The 16,400-nt window shown below is 46.2% G+C and carries 17 protein-coding genes; 2 read left to right on the top strand and 15 right to left on the bottom strand.

The window, feature by feature from the left end; genetic code table 11:
- Position 1: 1 nt before the first annotated feature.
- Positions 2-907: a DUF2802 domain-containing protein gene (locus AAAA73_RS12645; protein ID WP_340598720.1), complete on the bottom strand. Its 906-nt coding sequence runs from the start codon at positions 905-907 to the stop codon at positions 2-4.
- Between the two features lie 158 nt (positions 908-1,065).
- Here AAAA73_RS12645 and AAAA73_RS12640 point away from each other — a divergent pair, with 158 nt between their 5' ends.
- On the top strand, positions 1,066-2,301 hold the full coding sequence (locus AAAA73_RS12640; RefSeq protein ID WP_340598718.1) for a hypothetical protein: 1,236 nt from the start codon (positions 1,066-1,068) through the stop codon (positions 2,299-2,301).
- 54 nt (positions 2,302-2,355) lie between these two features.
- Here AAAA73_RS12640 and AAAA73_RS12635 read toward each other — a convergent pair whose 3' ends face one another.
- Complete coding sequence (locus AAAA73_RS12635; protein ID WP_340598717.1) at positions 2,356-2,724, bottom strand: hypothetical protein; 369 nt, start codon at positions 2,722-2,724, stop codon at positions 2,356-2,358.
- A 197-nt stretch (positions 2,725-2,921) separates the two neighbouring features.
- Here AAAA73_RS12635 and AAAA73_RS12630 point away from each other — a divergent pair, with 197 nt between their 5' ends.
- Positions 2,922-3,902, top strand: a complete 981-nt coding sequence (locus tag AAAA73_RS12630) for a hypothetical protein (RefSeq protein ID WP_340598715.1) — start codon at positions 2,922-2,924, stop codon at positions 3,900-3,902.
- On the opposite strand, the gene AAAA73_RS12625 is transcribed toward AAAA73_RS12630, so the two are convergent.
- The 13 genes from AAAA73_RS12625 to fliD all read right to left on the bottom strand — a co-directional run bounded on the left by AAAA73_RS12625 (position 3,899) and on the right by fliD (position 16,306).
- Entirely contained in the window at positions 3,899-5,101 is a 1,203-nt protein-coding gene (locus AAAA73_RS12625) for a pyridoxal phosphate-dependent aminotransferase (RefSeq protein WP_340598714.1), read from the bottom strand. The two genes, AAAA73_RS12630 and AAAA73_RS12625, sit on opposite strands and share 4 nt — an antisense overlap.
- 11 nt (positions 5,102-5,112) lie before the next feature.
- Positions 5,113-5,595 (bottom strand): pantetheine-phosphate adenylyltransferase, encoded by a 483-nt coding sequence (gene coaD, locus AAAA73_RS12620; RefSeq protein WP_340598712.1) that lies wholly within the window; start codon positions 5,593-5,595, stop codon positions 5,113-5,115.
- Complete coding sequence (gene rsmD / locus AAAA73_RS12615; protein ID WP_340598710.1) at positions 5,588-6,181, bottom strand: 16S rRNA (guanine(966)-N(2))-methyltransferase RsmD; 594 nt, start codon at positions 6,179-6,181, stop codon at positions 5,588-5,590. The genes coaD and rsmD overlap by 8 nt, the downstream gene beginning before the upstream one ends.
- Positions 6,178-6,531: a response regulator gene (locus AAAA73_RS12610; protein ID WP_340598708.1), complete on the bottom strand. Its 354-nt coding sequence runs from the start codon at positions 6,529-6,531 to the stop codon at positions 6,178-6,180. Before AAAA73_RS12610 ends, rsmD begins: the two co-directional genes overlap by 4 nt.
- A gap of 10 nt (positions 6,532-6,541) precedes the next feature.
- Complete coding sequence (locus AAAA73_RS12605; RefSeq protein ID WP_340598706.1) at positions 6,542-8,539, bottom strand: ATP-binding protein; 1,998 nt, start codon at positions 8,537-8,539, stop codon at positions 6,542-6,544.
- On the bottom strand, positions 8,463-9,143 hold the full coding sequence (locus AAAA73_RS12600; RefSeq protein ID WP_340598704.1) for a hypothetical protein: 681 nt from the start codon (positions 9,141-9,143) through the stop codon (positions 8,463-8,465). The genes AAAA73_RS12605 and AAAA73_RS12600 overlap by 77 nt, the downstream gene beginning before the upstream one ends.
- Positions 9,130-10,590, bottom strand: coding sequence for a glycosyltransferase family 9 protein (locus AAAA73_RS12595; protein ID WP_340598702.1), 1,461 nt, complete (start codon positions 10,588-10,590; stop codon positions 9,130-9,132). The genes AAAA73_RS12600 and AAAA73_RS12595 overlap by 14 nt, the downstream gene beginning before the upstream one ends.
- A 56-nt stretch (positions 10,591-10,646) precedes the next feature.
- Positions 10,647-12,221 carry a glycosyltransferase family 9 protein gene (locus AAAA73_RS12590; protein WP_340598700.1) on the bottom strand — a complete coding sequence of 525 codons (1,575 nt, stop codon included), beginning with the start codon at positions 12,219-12,221 and terminating at the stop codon, positions 10,647-10,649.
- The gene (locus AAAA73_RS12585; RefSeq protein WP_340598698.1) at positions 12,222-12,836 is read right to left on the bottom strand and encodes a hypothetical protein; all 615 of its coding nucleotides are present in this window, start codon (positions 12,834-12,836) and stop codon (positions 12,222-12,224) included. It lies immediately after the preceding gene.
- A gap of 2 nt (positions 12,837-12,838) precedes the next feature.
- A complete protein-coding gene (locus tag AAAA73_RS12580) occupies positions 12,839-13,891 on the bottom strand; it encodes a tetratricopeptide repeat protein (protein WP_340598696.1) in 1,053 nt (350 codons plus the stop codon).
- Between the two features lie 144 nt (positions 13,892-14,035).
- Positions 14,036-14,461, bottom strand: coding sequence for a hypothetical protein (locus tag AAAA73_RS12575; protein WP_340598694.1), 426 nt, complete (start codon positions 14,459-14,461; stop codon positions 14,036-14,038).
- A 16-nt stretch (positions 14,462-14,477) separates the two neighbouring features.
- Entirely contained in the window at positions 14,478-14,882 is a 405-nt protein-coding gene (fliS, locus tag AAAA73_RS12570) for a flagellar export chaperone FliS (protein ID WP_340598692.1), read from the bottom strand.
- Between the two features lie 50 nt (positions 14,883-14,932).
- The gene (fliD, locus tag AAAA73_RS12565) at positions 14,933-16,306 is read right to left on the bottom strand and encodes a flagellar filament capping protein FliD (protein ID WP_340598691.1); all 1,374 of its coding nucleotides are present in this window, start codon (positions 16,304-16,306) and stop codon (positions 14,933-14,935) included.
- Positions 16,307-16,400: the final 94 nt, after the last annotated feature.

Below are 16,400 nucleotides of genomic sequence, written 5' to 3'. Positions count from 1 at the left end.
CTTACTCCAGATCATTCACAAGATCGATGCGGCGAAATTCCACAGGGCGCACATTCGGACCTGTTGCAGAATTATTTTTTGCCGGAGCTGGCTTTGAAGTCACAGCTGTCGGAGTGGCCGGTGCCGGTTTCTCGCCCAGAAAGTTCTGCGCAATATTATGAGTAACATCGAAAATACTTGGCGCTTTTTCAGCTTCAGCCTGTTCTTCTTCCACTTCCTGGCAGGCTGCTTTGAATGCATCCCCCAGTTTCTTCATCGAATCGCTTTCGTTCTGCGGAAGTGCAAATACGTTACTGATGTCAGAACCCGCTCTTTGCAACGGTTGCATGAACGAGATGTTGTCGACATCGCTGAAGTCAGAGGCCATTGCTGCATCCGCCGAATCCGTCTCTTCATTGGCCCATTCAGGCAGGCTGTCTTCGCAGAACATAAGTTGGTCTTTGTTCACTTTGGCAATAAACTCGATCTCACCAATTGAAAGATCCACTTGGCCGGCAATTTCATCAACGCTTAAACCCTGATGGGCCAAACGAGCTGCTTTGACATACTTAATGGTATTCTGGCGTTCCACAATCTCAGTATGCGGGATACGATCCTGGAAGATTTTTGCAACTTCCATACTCTTTTGCATGCTTTGATCAATTTTGGCGATTTGCTTTTCTGACGCCTGAATTTTGGATTGGATATCTTTTACTTTTTGCTCCAACAGTGCCGTCAGCTGATTCACCTGGGTCTCGGTACGATCGGACAGATCCTCCAGAACGGCAATTTTGCTTTGCAGAAGCTGCAAGCCCTTACTCAAACGAGGATCATCCTTAGCCGGGCGATTCATTCGTACCCAAACGCCAATAACGCCAGCCAAAAGAATCACATTCACCAACAATTGAGTTAAAAACCAAAAGCTCACCCAGCCTCCTACAAGAACATGGATTTAATTCTAGTATTTTAAGCTCTATTCCCACAATGAGACGAAGGTCTGGATTGTCTCAAACCCAGACTGGACTTGGTAAATTTTGAGACGAAGTCGCTTCCTGTGCTATTCTGCACCAAAGGGGAAAAGGAAGTATGTTTTTGTCTTTGTATAAAAAGGCTGCTGCCGTGGTGCCAGTTTTACTAATCGGTCTTACTGCCTGTAATCCGGTACAGTTCAGCGCGCCATCAGTTAAAACTTCAGAGTCACCGACTCCGACACCAACTGAAACTCCGACGACAACTCCAACGGTTTCGCCATCACCCACTCCAAATCTTCGTGATGTCACTTACAGCAACACCGTTGAAGCCTCAAACAATAAGATTGATATCGTTCTTGTGGTCGATGATTCCAACTCGATGCTGGCAGACAACCAAAAGCTTGCTGCCAAACTTTCAAGTTTTGTCACGACACTTCAGTCAAATAAGAATCTGGATTGGCAAATGTGTTTGACGGTGACTCGGGGTCTTTCAAGTGGTGCAAATTCAGTGGCGTGGGGTGCTTCCATCTACTGGCAAACCAACTCGGCTTCTCCAAACACCACCTTGGGTTTGGTACTTAAAAAAGGCACTGCGAATCTTTCAACGATCTTTGCGCAAACAATCAACTACGTTGGCGCTGGCTGGGCTGGATCCAATGACGAGCGCGCGATCAAGGCGGCCTATCGCCACGTTTACAATGGCGACTATCGTTACTCCGGCGCGAGCGGCTGCTACCGTGCAGATGCAGCTATTGCCTATGTGATCATCTCTGACGAAGATGAGCGCAGTATTGGTGGAGATAAAACACAGCAATATTATAAAGACGAATACTATGCTCTTGAAAATGAAGACCAGCCTCAGGTCTTTGTTGACTATGTTAAGTCCACTTTCGGTGCGAACAAACGCTTTACTGTAAACTCAATCATCGTAAAACCAGGCGATGCAGCTTGTATGAAAACCCAGGATGCTGGCGGAGCAAAAAGTCACTATGGTGTTCAATACGCGGCCCTGTCCAACCTTACGGGCGGCGGTATCGGCAGCATCTGCGAAGCGGATTTCGGGACGAACTTGAATTTGTTTGTGGATAAGATCGTTGATTCATTGGGCAGCGTAAATCTGGAATGTACTCCAGTTGGAACACCTGTCGTGACAATCACTCCGACGTTGGCGTCCCTCAGCTACCGCGTTCAGGGTATGAGCATAGTTTTCGACACTCCGGTACCTGCTGGCAGCAAAATCGAAATTAAGTACCAATGTGATGCAAACCGAACTCCAAGCTCTGTGGAGCAACCACAATCGGAAGTCGGCTTCTTCACCAAGATCATGAACTTCTTTAAAAACCTGTTTTAGATTCTGATTAAATTCGGACATAAAAAAACCCTGCTCTCGAGCAGGGTTTTTTATTTATTGGCACTTAAGAGCTGCGATCAGGTCGCCTGCTTCGACATAGGCCATGTCTTCCTCGCCGCCAAAGTAAGCCGTGCGGTAAATTGCCATCACCACCAACTTCGTCAACGCAGTCTTATTCTGTTTCAAAGCATCCAAGTTAGTTCCTTGCACATCATAAGCAACGCCTTCCTGGAACAAAACCGTCAAACCTGCCGTTTCATTTGTTTTACCAAAATCACGCGCATTCATTTGATATTTAATCGCCACAGAGTTTTCTTTTTGAACCATTTGAAGGTTCATACGTTCCGTCACTGCTGTGCAAGTAGTTGCTGCAGAGGCTGCAGTTGACGCCAATAATACGAATGCCAAAACAAGCGTTTTCATTTTGTTCTCCCTGAGTGGCACCAAATTAGCCTCTCTCACATTCCACTTCAAGTGACCTGAATGAAATGTAGTTATTACAGTGCAGAAACAAATAGAGTAAAAAAGTCAGCATTGCTCAAATTTGTCACACTGGGAATAGACAAACCTGCGAAGACTTGCGATACGTCTCGGACTTCAAAAAGCAGGGGAAAATTTACATGAAATATTTGAGCATCCTAACAACATTCATTTGTGCACTTCAGGTGAATGCTTTTGCTTCCAATGACTGCTCAAATGTAGACGTTCGAGACAGCCTTCCGGCTGATGTTAAAACTTTCATGTCCACTCCATCTGACCAAGGCGATATCGGTTGGTGCTACGGTTACACAGCTGCAGACATCATCAGTCAGGCCTTGGGCACTCCTGTATCCGCTCTTCATTTGTCTGCTTACTATTCCAGCCAAGTCACTGTGCTTGGTAAGATCGGCCGTGGCGTTGTTAATAAAACAACAACACCAGAGGGCGGTATGGTGGGTGTGGCCGTCAGAAAAATGTATGACCTGGGTTATGCCTGCAAAGAGCAGGACGTTCCCTCTCAAGGAACCAAAGAAGTCTATTTGTCTTCCAGAACAAAAGTTCACAACGGCATGGCTTTTTTAATCAATCGCATGAAGGACCTTCGCGCAGGCAAATGCGTGGACTTGTGCGAAAAGTCCTTTAACCAACTGGCAGAGGGCTTTTTCCCAGGAACTTCCCCTGACACGATCAGAAAGTATCTTCTGTCTAATAAAAATGTCAGCCTTGAGGATGTGGTGTTCTTCTTCCTGGACAACTCCTGCCGTTACAAAGCGACGCCAATTCCAAACTCTTTGAAATACGAGACATGGAGCAAGAAAACTCATCCATTTGAATCCATCAACAGCCAGATCGACTGGTTGCTAAATCGCCGCAAGCTGATTTCTCTGGAGTATGATGCTTCTGAAATCACCGACGTTGGTGGTATTTTTGGTGCAGGCCACGCTTCCACTATCGTGGGTCGTAAGAAAATCGGAAATTCCTGCTACTACATGGTTCGCAATTCCTGGGGCAAATCCTGCGACTACCGCAAAGACATCATCTGCCTTCCGGAACAAGGTGCTTACCTTGTCCATGCCAGCAAAATGAAAGATATGGCTAAAAAGCTAATCTGGATCTACTAAGCAAGTTTACTGATGAATTCCTTCATGCGAACCACAGCACGCTTCATCGTTTCCTCGGAAACGGCGAAGCTCAGGCGCATGAAACCATCCATACCGCATTCCGCTCCGGGAACCGTGGCGACATAGAACTTTTCCAATAAAATATCGCAGAAATCCTTGGACGTTCGAATCAACTGATCGTCGAATGTCTTCCCGATATGAGCTTTGATATCCACCCAGAAATAAAAGGCACCATCTGGCTCAGCAACCTTAAAGCCCGGCACAGATCGCAATTCTGCTAAACCTGAATTTTTACGAAGAGTCAGTTTGCCGACCACTTCGGCAATATCCGGCTCACATTGTTCAATGGCTTTCATCGCCGCATGCTGGGAGATACTGGAAGGTGATCCCGTGGCCTGACTTTGATAGTCCGCCATGGCGGTAATCAGCTTTTCCGGGCCCGCTGCCCAGCCAATTCTCCACCCTGTCATCGAGTATGCTTTGGAGCCACCATTCACTGCCACTGTTCGATCTTTCAAATCCGGAGCCACTTGCAAAATGTGCGGAGCGACCTTGGAACCATCAAACACCAGGCGGTTGTACATATCGTCAGAAATAATCGCCACCTGAGGATGTTTTCTTAAGACATCGGCCAACGCTCGCAACTCATCCGCTGTATACAGCAGGCTTGTCGGATTGCTGGGCGAACAGAACAGAAGAGCTTTGGTTTTCGCATTGATCGCTTTTTCCAAAAGCTCGGGAGTGATTTTGTAGTTTTCGCGCTCACCACACTCAACGATGCGTGGAACGCCATCTGCCAACTCCACCATCATGGGATAACTAACCCAATAAGGCGCGCCCACGATAACCTCATCCCCCGGAGAACAAAGCATCTGCAAAGCCGCAAAGATGATAAACTTGGCACCAGAAGCCACCGTGATTTCCTTGGTGGAATAGGCCTGACCAATTTCAAACTTAATTTTTTCAGCAATGGCCCGGCGAAGTTCCAACGTCCCATTGGCTGGAGTGTACTTGGTGATGTTTTTTTCGATAGCTTCGATACCGGCTTTGCTCGGCACTTCGAAGGTTGGCCAATCCGGCTCCCCCACTGTCAGAGAGATCACGTCATGGCCTTGCGCCGCAAGCTCCTTGGCTTTCGCAACCAGAAATAACGTTGGAGATGTTTTTAGGTTCAAAGCGCGTTTGGAAAGTTGCAACATTTGGCAAAGTCCTACTTCTTCAATTTTTTTATAATCGCTTCTTTAACAACATCCGGTACAAAACCGTTTAGTTCGCCACCATTCACTGCCAGTTCCTTCACTCCCCGTGAGGAGATATAGTAACATTCCGGACTGGCAAACATCAGCAGGGTTTCAATTTCTGGTGCGATCTTTTTATTGATCTGAGCCATCGTCAATTCATATTCAAAATCCACAACGGCACGCAATCCACGAATAATGACCTGAGCCTTGTGCTTTTGCATGTAGTTAACAGTCAAACCTTCGAAGAAATCAACTTTGACATTTTTCAAATGAGACAGGGATTTTTCAATCAGCTCTTTGCGCTCCTGCGCCGTGAACAAGGATTGTTTTTGCGCCGACTGAGCCACCAATATCACGACCTCAGAATAAAGAGGCGCCACACGATTGATGATATCCACGTGGCCCATAGTAATGGGATCAAAGCTGCCGGGATAGACTGCGATTCTACTCATTGTCGTTTTCCTCTTCCTGCGTATCCTGCTCCAACGCACTTTCGTGGCAGAACATGCTCAGGATTTTATCGCCGAATTCTTTTTTGCTGTAACGAACCAGCTGACCATAGCGATCCTCCATGCGCTCTTTGCGCTCAGATTCTATAGCCATCAAAGTGGTCGCACCAAAAGCTTGGCTGGTGCTGGCGGCCTCAACCACGAAGTGAGCCATCTTTTCAGTAAAGGGAGGATCGGCAAAAATGATATCAAATGGTTCGCCCGAGTAGGATTTTAAGAACGCAATGACATCCATACTGATGATTTTATATTGGGAATCCGGAACTCTAAGCTTTTCGAAATTCTGACGAGTGATCGTCAGAGACTTGGGATTCTTTTCCACGAACGTGCAAAATTTTGCATCTCGGGACAAGGCTTCAATTCCCAGGTTGCCTGTGCCACAAAACAAGTCCGCGACATTAGCCCCTTCCAACTCAAACTGAAGTTTATTGAACAAGGTTTCCTTTACGCGATCTGTGGTGGGGCGAATATGATCCGCCTTAAAACTCACCAACTGATGACCACGATACTTCCCTGCAATGATTCTCATGACAACAAATCCTCGGCCATCTTTACGACGGCAAAAATATCTTCAAACGGTTTGGGTACAAACATCTCGGCCCCCATTTGCAAAGCCGTTTCCATATTGTGTTCACCGGCAAACGCTGACATCAAAATCACTTTGCCAGAGCGGTCTGCACCAATCTCTTTTAAAACTTCAGGCCCTGTCATTCCCGGCATTAGAACGTCCAAGAAAACCAGATCAGGGGATGTCTTCTTCCACTGTTCCAGACCCTGGTTACCGTCTTCTGCTTCAACAACATCATGCCCCTTGGCACGGAAGGCACGGGAAAGAGATCTACGAACCAATACTTCATCATCAACGATTAGAACCTTCACAAAAGAATCCTTACTTACAAGGCAAGGTAATCACAAAACGGGCTCCCTGCGGTTGCGCCGTTTGATACGTGATACTGCCACCAAATTTCTCAATGACGGACTTAGACATACTTAACCCAAGACCCGTTCCGTGTCCCTCTTTTTTTGTCGTGAAGAAAGGCTCAAATATACGTCTTTGAATCTCTTCAGGAACGCCCGGGCCACTGTCTTCAATCTCCAAAACCACCTGGTTTCCGAAGTGGAACGAATTGATTCTAAGTCGCCCTGGGTCTTTCATCGCCTGACACGCATTATTAATCAGATTAAACACCACCTGTTGAATAAGGTGTGGCTCAACGTGCACAGTTTTTTCAATGCTGTGCAAAGTGACTTCCAGTCTATGAGTGCGCAAAGCCGATTTCAGCATCGGCAACGTTCTCTCTACAATTTCATCAACAGTAATGTCTTCGGCCGGCTGATCCTCTCCTTTGGAGAAATCCAGAAGATTTTTAATGATTCGTTGCGATCTAGCCGCCGCTTTTTCAATTTCAACCAGATCGGAGTACAAGTTTGTGTTCTTCTCTGCCTCTTGCAATAAAACCTGAGTCAACGAGCGCAGACCGGTCAGCGGGTTATTCAACTCGTGGGCAATATTGCCAGCCAACATTCCAATGGCACCCATTTTTTCATTCTGCAGCATGCGCAGATACAGCTCGCGGGACTGTGTGATATCCACATACTGATTCACAACATTGGTCGCTTTACCGCCATTATCCAAAACAACCGGATAGCTGTGCACCTGATACACCCGTCCGTCTGCTTGAATTTGTCCGACATGAGGCTGACCATCTGCCAAAGCCTGCGCCGCTGGCGAGGCTTCACCAGCCATTTTTTTATCTGGGAATCTGTCTGAAAATTTTCGATTGGCGCGGATAACGTTGTAGTCCACGTCCATAATCGCAATTGGATCCCTCATGCCATCAAAGGTCTTTTCCCAACGATACGAAAACGCAGAAAGCTGACTTTCCAAAAGAACGCGATCCAAGGTCATTCCAAGGGGACGCATGCGATCTGAAATGAATTCCACAAAAGGAGGCATTTCTTTTTCGTTCAGGGAGTTCTCGATACAAAGAATCGCTTCACTGTTTTCGCCCAACAGGTGATTGGTTAAACGCAGTTCCAGTGGGACAACATAGGTTTTTGCAAATGGGCGTCCAAAATGATTCGCCAACTGACGAATCAGATCAGACGAAGGCACCTGTGCATTTTTTGGGAACTCAAAATCAATTGATGATTCTGACTGTGTCATCGCTCCCAGTTGAAAGCTGATAAAATGAGTTTTGGTGTTATCCGTGCGATACACCAGAATGGGATCACCGATTTTATGGAACTTGCGCAGTTCCTTGCGGATAATCCCCAACACGTCCTCAAATGAATTTTGATTCGCCAAATCCTTAATCAAACGAACCAAATTGCGCTCGCGGTTCAGCTTGTCGCTTTCTTCCTTGTGCGACATCTCAATACCCTGGGTTCGCTCATCGACGAGGCCTTCCAGGGAGTGAGTCAGAGCTTCCAGTTCTTTATTTTGGGAAGAGGACTCCCTTAACAGAAGGGACCGCGACAAAAAAGTGGAGTGCTTCTCAAGAGCGTCCTCCAACTGCTGCCAGATTTCACGCTCTGGCAATGGCCAGCGGATAAAACGATACACCTGGGCTTTGTTGATTCCCTGACGCACTTTTTCTTCACTAAGATCATTGGATATAAAAAATCTTGGGGCGATCGGCTGCAAGTGACGAGCCTGAATCAATAGTTCGAAAGCCTCATTCGTGCCATCGTCCTGGACCAAGATCGAGGAAAACTTCTGAGAATGCAAAAGCGAACGGGCCTCGTCGAACGAAGCCCGCAAAACAATCTCAACTTCCCGCTTTTGAAACGGAAAGTAATGAGGCAGCCTAATTGGCGATACGCTTCCGACCCATAAAATTGGATCTATTTTGTTCGGATTGATAAGTTCCGCTGCTGTCCCCATTGAACGCCTTCTCCAAGTGCTGCAAGTGTTCAGTCCACATCTGCAGAACATTGTTTAAATCATACTCTAGGACATCTGCTAAAAGAACAAAATCCTTATTTTCCAGAGCACGAAGCGCTTCAACAACCGTCGTTTTACTATTTTGCTCCGCCTTGACCCAATCAACTGGACTGCTAACCAGGTACCGATCCCCCGCCAATATCTTCAATGACATCACCGAATCAATCAGGAACTCGCAGTTTTGAACCAGATCGTGAATCGGCTTTAGCAAACCACTGAAACCCTGGGTACGCATTCTCTTGGAAAGACTTTCCGTCTTCTGCTGAAGCTCCGGCAAAGCGGCAATCCAAGCCTGCAAAACATCCAACACCAGATCGTTGCTATTTTCTGTCATGTACTCGAGTGTTTCCACTTCGCTCAGGGAAACTGTGCCAAAGCGTGCTTCGTCGGTCTCCTTGATTTCCATTCCGTTCAAGATGAATCGGCAGACCACCTCATTCGTTTCACGCAGGTCATTTTCAATATCGTCAAATACACGCGAAAGAACTGTGTCGGTTTGATAGAAATTGCGAAGCTCTTCACCCGTTACTTTAAAGCGTTCCATCTTCAGCCTCCACTGTCGTGATTTTTTCATCCTGAGGAACATAAACACGAAGATGGCGTTTAAAACGCTCATGAACACTCAAAGTTGCTGCAATAATTTCCTCTTGCGTGCCTGGTGCCACGCGGATCTTCTCCGCATGATACCAATCAATCATAGGACGCAATTCAGGAACAATTCGGCTAATTGATTTGATCACATCTTCGCCACCGTCAATAAACGGCGCAATGGCATCCACACCCTTTTCCGGAATCAAGGCAAATTGGCTCATCATGAAGTCATTGATTTCATCCAGTTTCATCGAACCTTCAATAATTTCAATACGATCAGCCACTGGGAATTCACCGCCCAGATAAATCGCCTGAACCAGCTTCCAGCGGAATTCCTGTTGATCCGATTCAACTTTGGAATAACTCGCAAGGCCCGGCGTACGCATGATAAGCTCCGGATCCGCGCTGCCTTCCAGAAGCTGCGCAACTATTTCCCCGATGCGTTCAGGCACGATATCCTGACCTTCTTCAATTCGGTAAATAAGACCCAATGTTGCCTTGGGACCCGTCTCCCAGAAGTTTACATTTCCAACGCTGATATTCAGAGTTGGGGTATCGGTCAACGAAGCCATGTGAATAGGTGCACTGTCACAGCCAATCAACAACTCAGAGCGCTTCAGCACTGCAAACAACTCGTGCATTTTCGTACGACCAACAAGATTTACGATGTTGGCGTTTGGTGCCTTCTGAACAATTTCACCGGCAATCTCGATCTCATTTGGTGCGCCGATCAAAACAATGGGCATACCTTGATAGCGACGACTGAAATAATCCAGCGCACGTCCCCACGCTTCAGCATTCAATGCTTTGTGCGCTTCACTTGCTCCCACGTGGACTGTCAAAAACAAATTTGGAAGATCGATCTTCACATCTGGCAATTGTGGCGCTTCCCAATCCTGCTCCACATACTCAGTACCAATCATCGAAGCGAAGATATCGGCAATGTGCACACGGTTTGGCTTGTTCACGCCCACTTGAGCATAAAAGTAAGAACTGACCTCATCGGCTGCGCAGAAGAATCCGTCTCTGAAGCGTGTGTATCCCAATACTGACGTATGTGGCATCGTCAAAGCATGGGTCAAATAGCTCGAAAACGGGGAAAATGTCAGATTGATGATCTGATCATAGTTTTCGGCCCGCACGGTCTCAACAAACTCTTCCATGCGATTCAGGGATTCTTCAGTATTTGCATTTTCCTGCACCAAGGGTTCAAGAATATGACCACTTGGCAAAGTCAGATGGCGATCAATGGCAGTCAAACCTTCAACAGCCCCCTCAAAACGAGGACGCGTCAGGAAGTGAATCTCTGCATCGGGATACATACGGCGAACCGCACGAATCGCAGGCCAAGAAATATAGATATCGCCAAGTCTAGCGAGTTGCAGAATTAGAATTTTCATCTTTAATTTGTTCCTTTGCCAGTTCAGCAACAAGTTTTACGGTTTCAGCTTCCTGATTATATGGCTGCGTCTTCACGATCTCGCGATACGCTTCTTCCAACTTCTTCAAAGCCGTCGATAGATAATTGTCCAATTCCTGCTGCATAATAGGCCCCTTCCTTGAGAACTATTTCTAATGAATGAATGAACTGACCTCGTGCTTGTACAAGTCCACGGACCTCTGCAAGCGCACCCTGCATTTTTTCATGAAATTGCAACGTGCTCGAAAAACGGGCCATAAGAGTGTCCACAACGAACTGGAAGTACCCAGCCGTGTCTTGTTTTGATTTTACAATTTCCTGGGCTACCAGAATAAACTCCCCGATATCCTGACTTTTCAGTTGCGACTTTCCAGCCAGGGAACTCCAGGTTGGAAATGCCTTTTCCAGACGGGCCATCCAGGATTCATTCCGTTGTTGTGTTTCCCGGCAAGACGCCAGAATACGGCGAACAGAATCTTTGGAGTATTCCTCCGTAAATCTTAATGCAGCATTGGCGTATGGAATCACTTCCGCAGTCGCCACCTCATTCAGCTGCATTGTCCATGCTACTCTCTCAACATCACGCAAAGTGACGCCTGCTTGCTGAGATTTCTTACTTAGACGGTCCCAAACTGCTGCAAAGACCTGCTCCACTGAAATTTGCTCGGCACAAATCTGTGATTTTTGCGAACAAGCTTGAGAGTGAGAGCAAGGCGCACAAGCCACTTGCGCCGTGATAATTTCGGAATTCTTTGAAAAAGCAGCGGTCTTGGTCCAATCGCTGCTGCCCATAACCAATTCAATGATCGGAACACCACTCTGAGCTGCAAGATGTTTAATACTGGTATCGCCAGTAACCAAAAGACAGCTCTCGCGTAAAGCGGACTGCGCCAAATTAAGATCACATACCAGCAAATCTGAATCTGAAAAGTGTTTCAGCAATGCTTCTTTTTCAAATGGAGCGCAAAGGATCTGCACCTTATAGTCAACCAATGAGCTTTCGATTGTCTCTTTGAGTTCCTTAAAGCGCTTCAAAGACCAATTCTTCTTTTCGTTACTGGTCAGACACTGAAACAGGATCTTTTTGCTTTTTCCAGAAGTGTCAGTTGTTGTTCTCTCCACCGGCAGACCGAAGGAGTTCCCCAACAATTCCACATAGTGAAACAATGAAGGCTGGGTACCTGAAAATCGCTCATTGAAGTAACGCAACCATGGACTATTCAACCCCTGAAAGCGTCCTTCACCATGAAACAGCCCCAGCTTCACTGGTGACTGAATTGCACCCAGCAAATAGGCGCTCAACTTGTTATGGGTAAAATTATAAACTTTTTGATAATTTTCATGATTCAATTCCTCAACCAAAGACTCCAGCTGATGATGTGACCACAAAATATTATAGGACGCCTCTCCAAGACCCTTTTGCAAGGATTCCCGATCGAAATAGAAGTACTTGTCGACCAAATCGCCCAACAAGTTCTCCACCTGAGAGAACTGGCGATTCAGCAACAAATGTATTTCTGCCTGAGGATTCTCATTACGCAAAGCCTTCAAAAGAGGCTGTTGCTGGATGACGTCCCCCAGACGCAATAAAGAGACGACCAATATCTTCATCTATTTAACCAATTCACCCAGCATGCGGAAGATTTGTTTTTTTTCCTCTGCCACTTGGGATGCCTCAACCACCGGAAGAATATCCTTGATTGAAAGAAGGCTGTTATTGTTTTGGAAGTACAAAGACTTCATGTTCATTTCCAGATCCTGAAGATGGTACTTAACCGCCTCAACAGTACGACCCGTCAAATGACCGAAAAATTCCGCATACAAATTCATTTGTTCGCCCCACGATTCGCGGAAAGAAACCACGTATGCGCGATTAGCCACGACGTCTGCGTAGATATCATTCTTCATCAGATCCTGAACGCTGTCGGCGATCACGATTTCCACTCGCTCCGCCAATTCCGGAAATTGGGATCTGAAAACCGGCACCAGGGAGTCACGGGAATCAACGATAGTGATTTGAACATTCGTGTCCATGTCAGCAAGAGCTTCAACATGGAATCCCGAACCAAGTCCGACGATCACCACATGTGACGATGGAATCGGCCCCAAAGAATACGTCCATTTTAAAGCTTCCTCGCGTGGCGAGTTTACTGCTGCCAACGGAACGCCAGCTTCAAAAGCGATAAGGGAAGATTCCTGATTTTCAGAGAAAGTGATCATGGACATGATTAAGCTGCCTTTACTGTAGGTGTGATTTTCTTTTTAAGATTTCTAACTTCGGTGTGATCGGGGTTCCACAGCAACACTCGTTCAATTTCAAGCATCGCCTGATCCATTTGTCCCGCTGTGCACAGCAAATTGATCAGAACCAAGGACATATCCTCATCCTGTTCCACATTCGAAAGGTATTCCTGCAAAGCTTCGATAGCTTTATGCAGCTGGCGGTCACGCAGACCCCAATTAGCGGCTAAATGAACCGCAGTACGATTTTTCTTATTGATATCCAATGCAGCTTCAATGTTCGCCCAGGCCAACTCAGTATCACCGAATTGTTGATGAACCATTGCAAGTCCAACCCACGCTTTATCGTTGTCAGGATTGATTTCCACCGCTTTACGGAAGCAGTACAGGGATTTATCAAAGTCACCGCGCTGAACTTCAAGTGTGCCGAAATTCACCAGCAACACGTCCGACGTCGTATTAATAGTATAAGCTTTATTGTAATACTCTTCGGCACCATCGAAATCACCTTGGCGAACGTAAATATTACCGATGTTTTTATAGACCTCGAAAAGTTGATCATCTTCTTCAGTCAAAACTGACAAAGCTTCGAAGTACTTTTCCAATGCCTGTTGATCACGTCCCATGCGATACAGGGCATGCGCCAGAAATGCCAGACTCTCAAACCCATAATCAACTTTATTCCAGGCATTCAGTGCAACAAGTGCCTCGTCATGTTTGCCGATCTTTTCAAGATTGCGGGACAACATACTTAGAGTTGCGGGATGTTTCGAATTCAGGTTGCATGCCTGACGCAACAGATTCAATGCCAAGTGATATTCTCCGTGCTTTGACAGCACCTCTGCATTTTGCAGACACTTGGATATACGAGGATCTGAAATTTCCTGGGATTTAATTGTGGTTTCTGATTCAAAGTCAGCAAGAGCTTGCACAGAATCGAAATAGACTCTGCCTGCACTTTCCTGGTTAGTTTCCGCGGAAGTGCCGGTTTGAATATTATCACTGGACTTTTGAACGATCTGATTTTCCAACATCTGCATGGATCTCCTCCGAAGAAATAGAAGAGCAACACAGATGCCAAACTTTGAAGTGCGTTTAATTTAAGTTGAGGCAAGTTCAGCTCAGGAGTTTGACTCCCAGACCGTCCTTGCCGTCAGCTTTTTGTCGGGAAAAAATTGCCGGGTCTAGGCTTCTTCATCCAATTGCTGAGCAAACGACTTGGATTTATAACCGCCGATTGCCTTACGATTGCGACGAACATCCTGAAGCTCACGAATGATGGAATTTTTTGCCATCTCGATGCACGCCAAGACTTGAATATCCTGCTCAATAATACGGCTAACATATTCATCTTTGATCATCAGAGCTTCTTTGATCTGTTTACGATCTTCTTGAGTCATTACAGCGTCAGGATTGATTTCGTTATGAGCTTTGTCGATTTGTGAATCAACATACTTCAGAACATCCAGAATTTTCTCACGCGTTTGATAAAAGTGCTCCACATTGTCGAACAAGCCTTGCGCAAAGTTCACAAGCTCTACCTCATTCAAAGCATAAAACTTTTCAAGGTAATGATTCTTTTCGTTCAACAGGCTGATGATTCTGGTCACGTTACCCTCCATGGTATTAACCCGCTTTCTTTCCGTCGTCTGTTTCTCTTTTAATTTTTTCCACTGCTTGAACCCAGCCATCATACAAAGTATTCAGCAACTTCAAGTTCGCATGAAGTGGTGCCGCATCTCCGCTGATATTGGCTTTCGTGTATTGTTCCATCATGAACATATAAAGTTGTTCCAACTGGGAAGCGATTTCCCCGCCCACTTTATGATCAAGAGTATTATTAAGTTCCATGATGATATCGAAGGCTCTGCCGATGTTTTGACCGCGATCAGCGATTTTCTTTTCCTCAATGGCCTTAACAGCAAGTTTCGTAAACTTGATGGCACCTTCATACAGCATCAAAAGGATTTTCTCCTTGCTGGCGCTTTGAACCGAGGTATTCTTATATTTTTGATACGCGTTCTTATTCATCGTTTCCTCTTCCTCTAACTAACAGTAAACGTCCTGTTTAACTTCAAAAACTATCCTGCGCCCTGAGCAGCCATAGCTGCGAACTTGGCTTGCTGGGCCTGCATCTCTGACATCTTCGTTTCCAGGTTGGCAAACTTCATGCGAAGTCCCTCTTCCTTTCTTTGAAGCTGTCTTTCTTTGGTATCGATTCGCTGATCAATCTGTTTGATCTGCGATTCCAAACCTCTTTTACGGTTGGCGATGCCGCCATATTGTCCGTTGGTCAAATTAGTGACCGTCTGTTTGATAACCTGAACAAAACCAGTTTTAAAACTGTCGCCACGGAAGAACGCGCCAACGCCCACCGGGTTTTCATTCAATACTTTGTTGAACTTATCCTGGTTCAACTCCAGTGTACCGTTTCTATTAAACGTAATTCCCAGCTCATTGATCCGGTGAATAGGAGACTCTACCCCCATGACCGGATTCAGAATGGCCGAGCGCAAAGAGCTCTCGATCGTGCGCAACAGTCCGTCACCGCCCAATGGGCCCAGCTTTGGATTTCCGCTTTTATCTCCGCCCTGAATCTGATTCTGCTTTTGGATAAACCCCAAAGCCGCATTGTAAGCATCAACGAAGTTCTTAACTTTACCGCTGATGGCTTCCAGATTCTCTTTCACCGACATACTGATCTTCTTGCCTGGGGCTGCGGATTTCAGATCCAACACCACGCCTGGAATCAAATCTTTTGCCTTGTTATCAGGAAGCTCAATTTCAAAACCATCGATCTTCACTTTCGCATTCTTGGAAGCGCGGGACTGATCGAAGTACATGTCCTGATCACCGTCCAAAAGATAAATCTTTGGAAACGCAACCTGGTTATCATCGCCCGTCGCCATACCGGAAACCAAAAGCTTGAAAGGATTTTCCTTATCCTTGCGATCCTCCAAAACCTGCGCCTTCAAACCGACGTCGGCATTGTTGATCTGATTTGCCACACCTTCCAATGTGGAATTCTTGCCCGTGATATAGACTTCCTTAGTCCCCTCGTGCGTTTCAAATTTTATATATCCCGTGCCAATTTGCGTTTCATTCTTATCGGGGAAACCATTCGAAATGGCCGCGGGCTTTTCTGCCAGCTCAACCACTTCCAAGTTATACTCACCCGGCATTGCTGTATTCGGATCAAGCTGACCGTCAACGACCGTGTTATCGCTTGTGGTAAACTTTTTATCCGCAAAACCGCGAACGTTGGTCAGCTCAGAAAGATTCTTGGTGATATCCATCACCTTAGTTTCGAGTTCTTTGACAAGTTTCAACCTGTCATCCTTCTCGGACTTCTTTCCTTCCATTTGCTTCACAGGAATACGCTCAGCATCCATCAGCTGCTCGACGATATTTGGTGGTAGCCCAGAGGCCATGCCTGTAATTCGTATTCCTGCCATGAAACAATCGTCTCAAATTCATACAGTGAACGTGAGTCAATTAAATGTCCGTCGAAAGGCCTAGGGATGCGGGTTTTGAGGCTGTATTGAAATA

The organism is Bdellovibrio sp. GT3 (assembly GCF_037996765.1).
Taxonomy (GTDB): Bacteria; Bdellovibrionota; Bdellovibrionia; order Bdellovibrionales; family Bdellovibrionaceae; genus Bdellovibrio.
The sequence above is the reverse complement of the archived record's forward strand: the minus strand, read 5'-3'. Positions and strand labels throughout refer to the sequence as shown.